Raw genomic sequence first — 12,947 nt, 5'->3', positions numbered from 1 at the left:
TGCGCTATATCCTCGGCCACAGCAACCAGCCCAACAGCACGGCTCGCGCCGTCCACGCCAAAGTGCGGATCCAGTTGGTACGCACCAAGCCGTCGATGGCGATGTAATTGTATCCCTGACCCAAACGGTTGTGGAAAGGCACTGTAATGAAAAATGTTGACAGCCAGACGATTATAACCAGCCCCAGCGCCCACCAAACACTTTGGCCCAAGCTGCGTCCTTGCCACGCCAGCCACGCGCCCGAGCCCAATTCCAGCACCATCGGCGCCATCACGACCCAGCTGATACGGTTGGAGTGCTTTTGATGAAAAGCTGCAAATCGGTCCTGCGCCACGTCGGCGAAGCTGGGATAATGCACCAACTGTATGGTCCAGATGACACCGGTGAGGTAAGCAGCTAAGGCGAAGTTGAGCACTAGAAGATGCAGAAGCGACATAAGAGGCAGGTACTTAAGACGAAAAGCGCAATGCGCTCCGGGAAGGTACTAACGGAAATGCAACCCTGAGGCGCTGCTGTAGTCCTATCATCTGGCCAGAAAACCTACTTTCGTGGCAGACTTCTCTTTCCACCATTCTACTTTTATGAACAATACCTCTGCTGCAAGTAAATGGCTGTTGATGAGTGCTTTGTGGGCTGCTGCGCTGGCAGGTTGCCAGCCGAACGGCAAATCTGGGGCTGCCCAGGGCGACTTGCTGCAAGCCAACCTCGACACCACCGTGCGCCCCGGCGACGACTTTTTCACCTACGCCAACGGCGCCTGGCTCAAAAAGCACCCCATTCCGGCCTCCGAAAGCTCGTGGGGCATTGGCAAAGAGGTGCAGAACGAGATATATGCCCGCCTGCGCGCCATCAACGAAGAGGCGGCCAAGGCTAATGCAGCGGCCGGCACCAACCAACAGAAGATCGGAGACTTCTGGGCCACCGGCATGGATTCGGTAAAGGCTGACAAACAGGGGATTAGCCCCCTGAAGCCAGAGCTAGACCGGATTGCTGCCATGCGCACCTCGCAGGATGTGCAGGACGAAATTGCCCGCCTCAAACCGCTGGGCGTGAACGCTCTGATCGGGCCGTTTGTAGCGCAGGATGCCAAAAACAGCGATAAAATGGCGCTGCAACTCTGGCAAACCGGCCTGGGACTGCCCAACCGCGACTATTACTTCAACAAAGACACGCGTACGGCCAACATCCGCAAGGAATACGGCAAGCACGTCGCCAAGATGTTCCAGCTAATGGGACAGGATTCGGTGACCGCCAAAGCCAGCAGCGCCCGCGTAGTGAAGCTGGAAACAACGCTGGCCGGTTCGTCGAGAAAGCTTGAAGCCTTGCGCGACCCTTACGCCAACTACAACAAGATGGCTGTGAACGACTTAGACAAGCTCACGCCCGGCCTCGACTGGAAAACGTGGCTTGGCAAGATGAATCTTGCCAAAGCCGACACCGTGATTGTGGGCCAGCCGGAGTTCTACAAAACGGCGGGCCAGCTGCTGAAAACCGCGGCCATCGATGACTGGAAAGCCTACTTGCAGTGGCAACTGGTCAATGCGTACGCCAGCAACCTGAGCCGTGCCATCGACAACGAGCATTTCCATTTCTACGGCACCATTCTGCAGGGCCGCAAAGAGCAGCGCGCCCGCTGGAAGCGCGTCCTCGACGACGAAGAAGGCGCAATGGGCGAGATGCTGGGCCAACTGTTTGTAAAAGAATACTTTAAGCCCGAAACCAAGGAGCGCTACGAGAAACTGGTTACCAACGTGGTTTCGTCGTTCCGCGACCACATTCAGAAGCTGGACTGGATGAGCGACTCGACCAAGCAAAAGGCCTTGGTGAAGCTCAGCAAAATCACCCCGAAAGTAGGCTACCCCGATAAGTGGAAGGACTTTTCCAACCTCAAAATCGACCGTAGCTCCTATGCCGCCAACATGATGCGGGCCAGCCAGTGGTCGTACAACTACAACATCAACAAGCTGGGCAAGCCCGTCGACCGCACCGAGTGGGAAATGACGCCCCAGACGTATAATGCCTATTACAACCCCAGCAACAACGAAATTGTGTTGCCGGCCGCCATTTTCGCCATTCCCGGCTTGAAGGACGAGGACGCCGACGATGCCATCGTCTACGGGTATGCGGGTGCCAGCACCATCGGCCACGAACTCACACACGGCTTCGACGACGAAGGCAGCCAGTTCGACGAGAAGGGCAACCTGCGCAACTGGTGGACCAAGCAGGATCGCAAGCTGTTTCAGCAGCGTGTCAACGGCATTGTGCGGCAGTTTAACGGCTATCAAGTACTTGATAGTCTGCATATTAATGGCAAAGCTACCGCAGGCGAAAACATTGCTGACTTGGGCGGCATCGTCATTGCTCTCGACGCCTTCAAGAAAACCGACGAGTACAAGAAAGGCGAGAAAATCGGCGGTCTCACGCCGGAGCAGCGCTATTTCCTGGGCTACGCGCTTGGCTGGCAAAACCACCAGCGCGACGAAGTACTCGCCCAGCGCGTACTCACCGACGTACACTCGCCGGCTAACCTGCGCGTAAACGGCCCCTTCGCCGACGTGCCGGAGTTCTATCAAGCCTTCAATATCAAGCAAGGCGAGAGGCTCTGGCGCGCCGATAGCTCGCGTGTAAAAATATGGTAATCAGATAGTTGTAAAAAAGCAAAACGCCCCCTCTTTCTTTAAGGAGGGGGCGTTTTTGCTGTTAGCTATGCTTGGCCATGAACTTTTCCAGATTCTGGCGGGCGGTGGCTTGGACTTTGTTGCGCAACAACGGCGTCCAGCCCAGCAGCCAACCCATGGGCCCCAGTGCCTGCCGCGACCAGCGCCAGAAACTGAACCGGTCGTGATGGGTCAGGATTTTGTTGTCTTGGAAGGTAAAGCGAGCCTGAATGTGGTTGTGCACGAAGCGCCCGGTTTGCGAAAACGTGTAGTGCGCGTCCCAAGTGGCTTGGCCCTGCTGGTCGTCGGCCCGGATGCCGTTGTAGACCAAGCGCAAATCTTTGCTGCGGGCGCACAGCATGTGCCACATCGCCCCGATCTGGCGCCCTTCCAAAACGCGAAAAGCAGGGTCTTCGAAGGTCGCTTCCGGATGATAGCAGGCCGCCATGGCCGCCGCGTCGCGGCGCTGAAAGGCTTGGTAGAAGCGGTGCAGAAGTTCTTCGTGTGGGTGCATGGCGGTAGGGCAAGGGTGGGCTAAAGATGGAAAAAAATGAGCCTTGTCGGAGATAGCCCGGCGGGGCGTTCATGCATTATACATAGTGGCGGGGTGTGCTTCGCGAAGATCTATTGCCTGCACCCTCTGTTTCAGCTATGCTTGCTTTTTCCGCGTTTCGGCGACTGTTTTGTATATTATTGATAATCAATGCGATACATGCGAAGGCGCAAACCGTGCCCGCGCAGTCCAATACGCCGCCAGCGCCTCCTTCCGCAGCCCCTTCTCCGGCGCCCGACCAAAAAACTCCCGCCGACACTACCCGGACCCGCTCCTGGAGCCTGCATTTTCAGCAGACCGTCATCACGCAATGGCACGCCAATTTTTCGGCGCCGTACACCGGCGAATACAGCCTGCGGCCCCGCGAAAGCGCCAAAACCTCCCTAACCAGCACTGTATTCATTGGCCGCCGGCTGTGGCGCGGGGCCAGCATTTATTTCAACCCCGAGCTGGCGGGCGGCAGCGGGCTGAGCGCGGCGCGCGGCATTGCGGGCTTCACCAACGGCGAAACGTTCCGCATCGGCGATCCGGCGCCCAAGCTGTATCTGGCGCGCTTGTTTTTGCGGCAAGTTTGGGCGCTGGACGCCTCTACTACGCCCACCGACGACGCTCCCAACCAAATCGCGGGGGCGGCGCCAACGCGGTTTTTTGCGTTGAACGTGGGCAAGTTCAGCCTTTCCGACTACTTCGATCAGAACAGCTACAGCCACGATCCGCGCAGCCAGTTTCTGAACTGGGGCCTGATGAGCAACGGCGCTTGGGACTATCCGGCCAATACACGCGGCTATACGGTAGGGGCTGTGGGCGAGTATGTTACGCCAAGCTTTGCGCTGCGTGCTGCCACCTCGCTGGTGCCGCTGGAAGCCAATGGTCCCATCCTGAACAAGCACTACCACACCGCCCATTCCGAAACCTTGGAGCTGTCGCGTACTTACGCCGTGGGCGGCCGCGCCGGCACGGTGCGCATGCTGGGCTTCCGCACGGTAGCCGACATGGGCGACTACCATTTGGCCATGCTGCGCGACGATCGTGATATCACGGCTACCCGCGTAAACGGACGCACCAAAACCGGCTTTGGCCTGAATGCCGAGCAGGAACTCACCGAACAGATCGGCGCTTTCGCTCGCCTCAGTTACAACGACGGCCGCCGCGAAACGTGGGCGTTCACCGAAATTGATCGTTCGCTGAGCGCCGGGCTTTCCAGCACCGGCGCCACCTGGCAGCGCCCCGACGACCGCCTGGGGCTGGCCGTGGTCGGCAACGGGCTTTCTACGGCCCACCGCGACTATCTGGCGGCGGGCGGTCACGGCTTCATCATCGGCGATGGCCGGCTTACTTATGCGCCGGAAATGATTGCCGAAGCCTATTACAGCCTCAATTTTCCGAAGCAGCACGCTACCGTCAGCCCCGATTATCAGTTTGTGCTGCACCCTGCTTATAACCGCGACCGCGGGCCGGTGCATGTAGTGGCAGTGCGTTTGCACGTGGCCTTTTAGCGTAGCGCAGTTTGCCACTTACAACTGCCGACTACAAGCCCGCGCGGCGGTGTGCTTACGAATAGTTTCGTAACTTCTGTTGAGCAACGGTTGTCGGCATTGCGGCATCTTAGGGCTACTACCTCACCTCAAACTTGCGATTCTCTATGAAAACCTTGTCTCGTTTGTTTCTACTGCTGTTGCCTGCGCTGCTGTTGTTGCCCGGCTGGGCGCTGGCTTCCACTCGGGAAGTGCGCCAGGTGGCGTCTTTCACTGAAATCGGGTTTGCCACGTCCGGCAATGTGGTGCTGCGCCAAGGTAGCCCACAGAAGGTGGAGGTAGAAGGCGAACCCGCCGATCTGGCCCAACTCGAAACGGTAGTGAACGGCAACAAGCTGCGCATCCGTACCCGAGACAACTGGCACGGAAACCTGGGCAAAATTACGGTGTACATCACCGTCCCCACCATTAATGCCTTGAGTGTGAGTGGCTCCGGAATGATGAAGGCCGCTACGAGCATTAAGGCCAGCACCCTAAATCTGTCGGTGTCGGGCTCGGGCCGGCTGGAGTTGCCGACGCTGCAAGCCTCCCGACTCAGCTCGTCGCTATCGGGTTCGGGCAGCATTACGTTGGCCGGCGCTTGCCCTACGCACGAGATCAGCATCAGTGGCTCAGGCGACGTAAACGCTACGGATTTGAAATCCGATGTGGCTACTGTAAGTATCAGCGGATCAGGTGATTGTAAAATAAGTGCTTCCAAAACCCTGAAAGCCAGCATCATCGGAAGCGGCGATGTGTACGTCAACGGCAACCCGCAAATCAGCACGTCCATCATCGGCAGCGGCAAAGTACATCGCAGCTAACGCGCTTTCAGCTCTGGCCAACAACGAAAAAGGCGACTCACTACGAGTCGCCTTTTTCGTTGATTATGAGGAGGTTGCCGAAATTCTAAATCGCCATCAGGCGTGAAAATGCTTACTTGCGGCGCAATCCAGAAAGTATAGACGCACCGTTACGCAGCACTCCTTTCATGGCTCACCTGCACACAAAGCTTCCGGTCTGTGCCAATTGCTACTACGCCTTCCCGGAAGGTGGGCCCGACGACTATTGCCCCAGGTGCGGCCAGCAAAACCACGACATCAACATCGGGTTTGGACACGTGGTGGAGGAAACGCTTGAAGGCATTTTTCACTTCGACGGTAAGGTATTTCGAACCGCGGGGTTGCTGCTTTTTCATCCGGGCGAGCTAACCAAAAGGTTTCTGGCTGGCCACCGGGTGCCTTACGTGCCGCCGATTCGGCTGTACATCTTCATCAGCTTTGTCTTCTTTTTTGTGCTTTCCCTGCGCTTTGGCCACGAAGAAAAAAAGCAGGAGAAAGCGCTCACGGCCCAGCAGCAACGACAGCGCGACCAAGGCTTGCGCCAACTCGATTCCCTCCAAAAAGCGGGATTCGTGCCGCCCGGCGTCGCGGCGCGAGTGCCCCCGCGCGCAACGGCCAAGCCAGCATCGAAAAATGAACCGGGAGTGGGGTTCACCATCGGCAAGACCCACCTAGGACCCGACGAAATCAAGCGCCTGCCCGCGGAGCCCACCAACGCTCAGCTCGATTCGGTACTGCGCAGCAAAGGCGAAAAGTCCAGCTTCTGGGGCCGGCTATCGGTGCGGCGGTTTATCTATTGGCGCGATACGACCCGCGCAGAGAAAATCCATCAGGGCTTGCGCGCTTTGTCCATTGCCCTGTTTTTGCTCCTGCCCCTGGCCGCGCTTTTGTTGAAGGGCGTGTACTTCCGGCAGCACCGCAACTACGTGGCGCACTTGATTTTTACGGTCCACCTGCATTGCTTTCTGTTCTTGCTGTTTCTGGCGGTGCTGCTTTTGGGCTACGCGCCCTTTCTCGAAGAGTATTCGGCGTGGTTGCTGTGGCTGATTCCCGTTTACTTCGTCGTGGCGCTGCACGGGTTTTACCAACAATCGTGGGGCAAAACCATCGGCAAATCCTTGCTGCTGGGCCTTACTTATACTTTCACGCTGCTGTTTGCCGTGGTGTCAGCGCTGGCAATGGGTTTTATTCTGTTTTGATATAAATATCTGATTATCAAGTATTTATATCAAAAGTCGAACAAGCCGCGCCGCTGCGAGTCCTTCTTGGCTTTGCTTTTACGTTTCGACTTGTCTTTGTCATCGCCGCCGAATACACCGTTGAGGAAGCCGTTATTTTTTTCCTTCACCAGAATGTAGCGCACCGAAATGGCCGTGGGAAACCGCGCCCAATCGTCGGAGTTGAATTCCACCGTCGGCTTAAAATCCAGCGATAACACCAGGCGCGTCAGGGCAACTTTGTATTCGACGCCGGCAATGGCGTCGAGGCCGCCGAAAGTCCCGTTGTCTTTGTGGTTGCCCAGGTGGCCGCCGGCGCCCAGGTAATAATTAAGGCTGGGGCCCAGAATGCGGAAATGCTGCTCGGCCAGTACGGTGGCGCTTACCTCGCGGTTGGAAGCGATGCCCAGGCCTTCCAGTGTGGTTTTTTCAAAAATCTTTTGCTGCACGGTTACGCCAAAGTTGTTTTTGCCCAGGCGCAGGCCCGCGGCGGTGCGGTATTTTTGGGCGTAAGCGGCCGGCGACAGCCAGCAGCCGGCCAATACGAAAGCCGCGACGGCGGCAAGCCGGCGAGCGGCAGGGGAGAGCGTCATAATCTTGTAAGTAGCGGATTGAACCTGAAGCGTTGGACGCCGTTTGAACGAAGGTTGCCGAGCAAAGTACGGGCCGCTTCCATAAAAGTGCAGTAATTTGCATTTTCTGCCCCCGCCCGCTGTTCCAGTCCTACATTTCGTTTTCGCTTAGTTCCACCCGTGTATATCCATCAGGTTGCGGCCTATTTGCCCGCCCACATTGTCACCAACGAACACTTTACCCGCCTCAACGGCCTTTCGCACGACTGGATCATTGAGCGTACCGGCATTCGGGAGCGGCGCAAAGCAGCCGTGGGCGAAAACACCAACACGATGGCCATTGAGGCCACGCAACGGGCCCTGGCGGCGGCTCCGGAATTTATCCACGGCCTCGACCTGATTGTGGGGGCTACCTACACGCCCTACGATACTATTTTTACGGTTGCCCACGCCGTGCAGCATGCTCTGGATGTGGCTGATATACCGGTAGTTAGTATTTCTTCGGCCTGCTCTTCGCTGCTCAACGCCATTGAGATCGTGGAAGGCTATTTTGCCATGGGCAAAGCCTCGCGGGCGGTGGTTGTAGTGTCGGAACACAACACGGCGTACAACAACGAGGAAGATACCATCGCCGGCCACCTCTGGGGCGACGGGGCGGCTACCTTGCTTATCAGCAAAGAGCGCCTCGCCGAAACCGACCTGCGCATGGTGGACCTCATCACGGGCGGCGCTGCCACGGTGGGCAAAGCCAACACTGCGGTCACGCTCAAGCCCGTCGAGCGCGGCTTGGTGATGCCGCACGGCCGTGATGTGTTCACGCACGCCTGCCAGCACATGGCCCGCGTTACGAGCCAGTTGCTCGAACGCAATCAATTGGGCGTCGAGGACGTAACGTACCTGATTCCGCACCAAGCCAACCTGCGCATCACGCGCAACGTGCTCGAAAGCTTGGGCTTGCCAACCGAACGCGCCGTGTCGAATATTCAGGACCTTGGCAACACCGGCTGCGCAGGCGCGGCCATTGCCCTTGCCGACACGCGCGAGCAGCTTACGCCGGGCAACAAAGTGGTCATCACCGTATTTGGTGGCGGCTATTCGTACGGCGCTATGCTATTAGAACGCTAAAAAAGCCATTATTGCTAAATACTTGACTGTAAAGCGTTTAGCAATAATGGCTATATAAAAAGGGCCGCAACGCGAGGTGTTGCGGCCCTTTTTATATAGCTGCATCAAGGATTCAGGCGAAGAAATGGCACGGAACCGCTCTTGCCCGACGAGTCGCGCCACCGCAGGATGTACCAGCCCGCCCGCAGGCTGCCGGGGTTGATGCCCAGGATGTTGAGCCCAATCTGGTAGTCGATGGCATACAGGCCGTGCGTGCGCCCCAAAACATCGTAGATGCGCGCCGTGAGCGTGCCGCTGGCCTGAGCGCTGTATTGCAGCCGCAGCGGCCCGTCCTGCCAAGGATTCGGGTAGAGTTGCAGGCCGTCGGTGTTGGCGTCGGTTACGGCGATGGGGGCCGTGGTGTCGAAGCTGCCGTCGGGGCGCCGTAGCCGCAAGCGGTAATAGATCAGCCCGCTGGGCGCCTGCGCATCGAGGTAGCGGTAGCCGTTGGTGGCCGCGCCTGCGGGCAGAGTCGTTAGGGTTTGCCACACGGTGGTATCGGAGGTAGCACGTTGCACCACAAAGGCGTTCACGAAGCATTCGTCGCGCGTCGTCCAGATGACTTGCGAACCGGATCCTTCAATGTTGTTGGCCTGCACCGTCACGAGCGGGGCCGGCAGCATGGCCGCCGGGCCGCAGCCACTCAGCGTAAAGCTGTAGTTGCGCAACACCACCCGTCCGCCCGGGATGTCGCTTAGCCCGCTGATTTGGCGGCTTACCTGCCCGCGGGCCACGGCATAGTGCATCACTGCCGACGGCAGAATCAGGTGGGCGAGCTGATGGGCGTGACCTAATTCGTGTACGGCAACTGATTCAAAATCAACCTGTTGCGTTGTAGGTGCATTCGTGCCATATTGCCAGTTCGTGGCCTCGTCAAACTGCATGTCGATTTCAGTCACGTAGAACCGGACCGTGCCGTTGCTCAGACGACAACCCGAATAATAACTCGTCGTGCGGCCCAAAACCCGGTCGGGAAGCTCGGCCCCTTGGTCGAAACCGACGGCGTTTTCCCCGTCTTTTTCGGCCCCCCGCTTGGTGCGCGTCGTCCCGACTTCCCAGTTCATGCCGGTCTGGCAGCGCCAGGTTGCCAGCGCCCGTTGCCAGCTCTGCGAGGCCGCTGTGTTGGCCGCGAACGTAGGGTCGAAATGGAAGGTGTAGCCGCCGGTTTGGTTCTGGTTGATGTGGCCAGCCGGGTAAATGAGCTTCGTTGTCGATTCCTGCACGTTGGAAAGCGCGTACACCACCGTAATGGTTGTGGGGCTGGTAGAGCTCAGTTGGTCGTTGTTGGTTACGCGCACCTGGCCGCTACCCGCCGGATTGCCCGCGCTCGCGTACGAAGGCACCCGCACCTGAATGCGCGTGTCGGTCCACTGCACGTAGTCGGTATCCAAAGGCTTGATGTAGGTAGCGCCGCCGTCGTCGGCATTCTTAAACTCGACAAAGCCCGTTGCGCGGTCGTTGCCAAAGCCTACTCCGGTGATGGTAAGCACCGAGCCCGTGCCGGCTGTGATGGTAGTGGGTGCCAAGGTAGCCACCACCGGAGCCGTAGCCCGGGCGGCCACTGGCCGTTGCGTGCGTCGTGCCACAGCCGCTCTGAGGGCGGGGTTGGCCGTCAGCTCACGGAGCGGCTGGCCCGTGGTGGCGGAAAGCTCAGCGTAAAAATCACCATCCACCACCGGATATTGCCGAAAAGGCTCGGTAGCCGTAGCCTCCGCCAGGTCATACCGAATAAACCCCTGTTGGCTGCCGTAAGCCGCCCAGGCTGGCCCAGCCGCAGTAACTCCTTCAAAAGGAGAAGGATACAGAAAGAAAATGCCTTGCTGACCCGGTCGCAAGGCCAGGGTATTGGTAAGTGTCTGCTGCTCAAGGTCCACTACGCCGCCTTCCGTGAGCGCAGTCAGCTCGGCGGTGGCGCTGCCTTTGAAAGACTTGTACACTCGCACGCGATGGGCCGTGTAAATGCGGCTGTGCTGGGCATTCCAGAAGCTATGGGCGTCCAGTACTTCGCCTTCTACCACCAGCGTAGCTTTTTGGGCCCGGCGTTCGGGTTCCAGTGGCACCATCAGACACCGCAGCTCGGGCAGGGCAGGTTGGGTGGTTTGGGCATAACTAAGCGTAGCGGAAGCCACTGCCAGCAGACTAGCTGCCAGCCGGAGAACAGTAACAAACTTCATACAGGAGTTAACAGCGAAGAAGACTTCAACAAAGTACGATTTTTCACCACCTCTGGCCGAGGCTATTCTGCGTCAAAGCCACTTTTCGGATAGCTAGCGCTCCCCGTTGTGGCCGGGGCGTACCCTCAAGATCTGCGCACCGGTCCTGTGGCCGCTCTAAAACAAGCTTCCCTGCACAGGCTGCACAATGATCTTGGGCGGCGCAATGGCTAGGCCAGTCAGCTTGTTGAGTCTATCCAGAAAATACTGCGTCCAGATGGGCGAATGCATGATATCCTTCTGATGGATAAAGAGATACGCCGTCTGTAAGCCCGCCGCCAGCCAAGCCGCCAGCCGCTCAGCCCACGCATCGGCGCGATTGTAGTCGCTCGGCACTAGCCCGTGCCCGTTGAAGCGGACGAATGCAATAGAAGTCGTCAGGCGTTGATGGAGCACATCGCGGCGGCCGGCTACATCCGTAATAACCAGTGTTTTGCCCAATGCTTCCAGCAACGCATATACGGCATCGCGCAGACCAGCATCGGCAAACCAAGCCGGGTGACGAAGTTCGACGGCTAAGGGAACGTAATCGGGAAAATCAAGTAAATACCGTTCTAGGCGCGGCAGGTTTTCAGGGCCGAAAGTAGGCGGAAGTTGCAAAAAAGCCATTCCCATCCGATCGCCTAACTCGCTGATAGCTCGACAGAATGTTAGTGTAAGGTCGTCGGCATTGTACAATTCGCGCTCATGGCTAATACTTTGCGGCATTTTAGGACAAAACCGGAATCCCACAGGTGCTGCGTCGCGCCATTTGCGCACCGTCGTGGCGTCTGGAATGCGGTAATGCGTGGTGTTCAGTTCAATGCTATTGAACTGCCGGGCGTAATAATGCAGGTATTCGTTTTCCTTAATTCCGGCCGGAAAATAGGAGCCTAACCACGCTTTATTCGTCCAGATTGGGCAGCCGACATACACATTTCGAGTCTGCGAGGCGGAAATAGCGCCGCGTGCCAATACAGCCGCCGTATCCGGGTGATCGGGGGGCAGCCGGAAATCGACGTAGCGCAAGTCGGAAAGACGACCAAAATCCATGTTCTGCTTACGGTTAAATGAGGTAGTATGATTGCTTTATGCCTTAGGAAATTTCCGGGACTTTACCAACCGCCTTTCAAAGGTAGCGGCCGGCAGAATGACAAAATTTTTTGCCCAGCGCATAATCGCATTTCTTGAGGCTGTGAATGGTGTCTTTCTATAGTGCAAAATGTGCCTTAAACAAACACAAATGCACATTTTGCCAAGAATGACCTCTATATATTTTGTGCAAATTTTATTGGTAAAAGATAATTTTTTGTCCTCTGATGGAGCAAAGTGCTTGGAATAACAGGAGCAGTTTGTATCTCGGTAATAGTTTTGTTCCGTTCAACAACACAGAAACCGAATGACGTTACCCCCACGACTGCATGTTTCCGGCTTGATGATGGTTATGCTTTTCACACTGCTGCTGGCCATCCCGCAAGGAGCCAGTGCCATGCGAAGCAGCGAGGACGAAAACGCAACCACCACCTCCCGCAGAATAGCCGTAATGCGAGGCCGCGCCTCGTGGTACGGTCGGGAGCACCAAGGCCAGCGCACCAGCAGCGGCGAGCGGTTCGATCGATTTAAATACACCTGCGCCCACAAAACGTTGCCTTTCGGCACCCATGTGCGGGTGACCAATCCCGAAAACGGCAAATCGGTAGTCGTACGCGTTACCGACCGCGGCCCGTTTCGCCACGCCCGCATTCTGGATTTGGCCGAAGTAGCCGCCCGTCCGCTGGGCATTGTGCAGCAGGGCGCCGTTGACGTGGTAGCCGAAGTAGTGCCAAACAACATTCCGCTTGGCCCGACCGATGCTCCCGACGACCTCGATGTGCTACAGGACGACATGAACCTACTGGCCACTTCCACTACCATGGACGTGTCGGCGGCCGATGCGGCCGTGCTAAGCGAAGTGCCCAAAACCCTCGATTCACCCGCTTACATTGTGCAGGCCGGCACTTTCAGCAATGCCCTCAATGCGCAAGCTATTCAGGCTAAAATACAAGCACTTGATAATCAATTGGTTGTGACCATTTCCGAAGAAACCATCAACGGCCGTGCCTTGAAGCGGGTGGTAGTGGGTCAGTTTGCCGACCGCGGCGCTGCCGAAGCCGTGCGGCGCAAGCTTCAGCAGCGCGGCATTACCGGCCTGGTCCGCCAGGTGCCCCTCGGTAGTTAGCCCGTTTCAAAGCCATAA

Annotated in this window: 11 protein-coding genes; 6 read left to right on the top strand and 5 right to left on the bottom strand. The window is 57.5% G+C overall.

Features of this window, described 5'->3' with window-relative positions; translation table 11 throughout:
* Positions 1 to 4: 4 nt before the first annotated feature.
* Positions 5 to 436: a hypothetical protein gene (locus FHG12_RS06935; RefSeq protein WP_139515038.1), complete on the bottom strand. Its 432-nt coding sequence runs from the start codon at positions 434 to 436 to the stop codon at positions 5 to 7.
* Between the two features lie 145 nt (positions 437 to 581).
* Between FHG12_RS06935 and FHG12_RS06930 the strand changes: the two genes are divergently transcribed.
* Positions 582 to 2,639: a M13 family metallopeptidase gene (locus tag FHG12_RS06930; RefSeq protein ID WP_230471316.1), complete on the top strand. Its 2,058-nt coding sequence runs from the start codon at positions 582 to 584 to the stop codon at positions 2,637 to 2,639.
* Between the two features lie 61 nt (positions 2,640 to 2,700).
* Here the strand turns inward: FHG12_RS06930 and FHG12_RS06925 are convergent, their stop codons facing one another.
* The gene (locus FHG12_RS06925; protein ID WP_139515037.1) at positions 2,701 to 3,171 is read right to left on the bottom strand and encodes a nuclear transport factor 2 family protein; all 471 of its coding nucleotides are present in this window, start codon (positions 3,169 to 3,171) and stop codon (positions 2,701 to 2,703) included.
* Positions 3,172 to 3,386: 215 nt separating this feature from the next.
* Here FHG12_RS06925 and FHG12_RS06920 point away from each other — a divergent pair, with 215 nt between their 5' ends.
* The 3 genes from FHG12_RS06920 (at position 3,387) to FHG12_RS06910 (ending at position 6,765) form a co-directional block, all read left to right on the top strand.
* Positions 3,387 to 4,706 carry a carbohydrate porin gene (locus FHG12_RS06920; RefSeq protein WP_230471315.1) on the top strand — a complete coding sequence of 440 codons (1,320 nt, stop codon included), beginning with the start codon at positions 3,387 to 3,389 and terminating at the stop codon, positions 4,704 to 4,706.
* A 146-nt stretch (positions 4,707 to 4,852) separates the two neighbouring features.
* On the top strand, positions 4,853 to 5,548 hold the full coding sequence (locus FHG12_RS06915; RefSeq protein ID WP_139515035.1) for a head GIN domain-containing protein: 696 nt from the start codon (positions 4,853 to 4,855) through the stop codon (positions 5,546 to 5,548).
* A gap of 167 nt (positions 5,549 to 5,715) precedes the next feature.
* Positions 5,716 to 6,765 (top strand): DUF3667 domain-containing protein, encoded by a 1,050-nt coding sequence (locus tag FHG12_RS06910; protein ID WP_139515034.1) that lies wholly within the window; start codon positions 5,716 to 5,718, stop codon positions 6,763 to 6,765.
* Between the two features lie 29 nt (positions 6,766 to 6,794).
* On the opposite strand, the gene FHG12_RS06905 is transcribed toward FHG12_RS06910, so the two are convergent.
* A complete protein-coding gene (locus FHG12_RS06905; protein WP_174805790.1) occupies positions 6,795 to 7,376 on the bottom strand; it encodes a hypothetical protein in 582 nt (193 codons plus the stop codon).
* A gap of 159 nt (positions 7,377 to 7,535) precedes the next feature.
* Here FHG12_RS06905 and FHG12_RS06900 point away from each other — a divergent pair, with 159 nt between their 5' ends.
* Positions 7,536 to 8,480: a 3-oxoacyl-ACP synthase III family protein gene (locus FHG12_RS06900; RefSeq protein ID WP_139515033.1), complete on the top strand. Its 945-nt coding sequence runs from the start codon at positions 7,536 to 7,538 to the stop codon at positions 8,478 to 8,480.
* 104 nt (positions 8,481 to 8,584) lie between these two features.
* On the opposite strand, the gene FHG12_RS06895 is transcribed toward FHG12_RS06900, so the two are convergent.
* A complete protein-coding gene (locus FHG12_RS06895) occupies positions 8,585 to 10,693 on the bottom strand; it encodes a matrixin family metalloprotease (protein ID WP_139515032.1) in 2,109 nt (702 codons plus the stop codon).
* Between the two features lie 156 nt (positions 10,694 to 10,849).
* Positions 10,850 to 11,764, bottom strand: a complete 915-nt coding sequence (locus FHG12_RS06890; RefSeq protein ID WP_139515031.1) for a DUF72 domain-containing protein — start codon at positions 11,762 to 11,764, stop codon at positions 10,850 to 10,852.
* Between the two features lie 391 nt (positions 11,765 to 12,155).
* Here FHG12_RS06890 and FHG12_RS06885 point away from each other — a divergent pair, with 391 nt between their 5' ends.
* Positions 12,156 to 12,929 (top strand): septal ring lytic transglycosylase RlpA family protein, encoded by a 774-nt coding sequence (locus FHG12_RS06885; protein ID WP_139515030.1) that lies wholly within the window; start codon positions 12,156 to 12,158, stop codon positions 12,927 to 12,929.
* The last annotated feature ends 18 nt before the right edge of the window (positions 12,930 to 12,947 follow it).

The organism is Hymenobacter jejuensis (assembly GCF_006337165.1).
Lineage (GTDB): Bacteria > Bacteroidota > Bacteroidia > Cytophagales > Hymenobacteraceae > Hymenobacter > Hymenobacter jejuensis.
The sequence above is the reverse complement of the archived record's forward strand: the minus strand, read 5'-3'. Positions and strand labels throughout refer to the sequence as shown.